1 protein-coding gene is annotated in these 820 nt (G+C 52.1%); it reads left to right on the top strand.

Annotated features, from left to right (window positions below; genetic code table 11):
- Window positions 1-63 precede the first annotated feature (63 nt).
- Entirely contained in the window at window positions 64-768 is a 705-nt protein-coding gene (locus L8V22_RS11625; protein WP_001067858.1) for an IS6-like element IS26 family transposase, read from the top strand.
- The last annotated feature ends 52 nt before the right edge of the window (window positions 769-820 follow it).

The following is an 820-nucleotide window of genomic DNA, read 5'->3' as shown; positions in this document are numbered from 1 at the left end:
GGCACTGTTGCAAATAGTCGGTGGTGATAAACTTATCATCCCCTTTTGCTGATGGAGCTGCACATGAACCCATTCAAAGGCCGGCATTTTCAGCGTGACATCATTCTGTGGGCCGTACGCTGGTACTGCAAATACGGCATCAGTTACCGTGAGCTGCAGGAGATGCTGGCTGAACGCGGAGTGAATGTCGATCACTCCACGATTTACCGCTGGGTTCAGCGTTATGCGCCTGAAATGGAAAAACGGCTGCGCTGGTACTGGCGTAACCCTTCCGATCTTTGCCCGTGGCACATGGATGAAACCTACGTGAAGGTCAATGGCCGCTGGGCGTATCTGTACCGGGCCGTCGACAGCCGGGGCCGCACTGTCGATTTTTATCTCTCCTCCCGTCGTAACAGCAAAGCTGCATACCGGTTTCTGGGTAAAATCCTCAACAACGTGAAGAAGTGGCAGATCCCACGATTCATCAACACGGATAAAGCGCCCGCCTATGGTCGCGCGCTTGCTCTGCTCAAACGCGAAGGCCGGTGCCCGTCTGACGTTGAACACCGACAGATTAAGTACCGGAACAACGTGATTGAATGCGATCATGGCAAACTGAAACGGATAATCAACGCCACGCTGGGATTTAAATCCATGAAGACGGCTTACGCCACCATCAAAGGTATTGAGGTGATGCGTGCACTACGCAAAGGCCAGGCCTCAGCATTTTATTATGGTGATCCCCTGGGCGAAATGCGCCTGGTAAGCAGAGTTTTTGAAATGTAAGGCCTTTGAATAAGACAAAAGGCTGCCTCATCGCTAACTTTGCAACAGTGCC

Origin of the sequence: Corynebacterium yonathiae (assembly GCF_027570195.1) — a bacterium.
Lineage (GTDB): Bacteria > Actinomycetota > Actinomycetes > Mycobacteriales > Mycobacteriaceae > Corynebacterium > Corynebacterium yonathiae.
The sequence above is the reverse complement of the archived record's forward strand: the minus strand, read 5'-3'. Positions and strand labels throughout refer to the sequence as shown.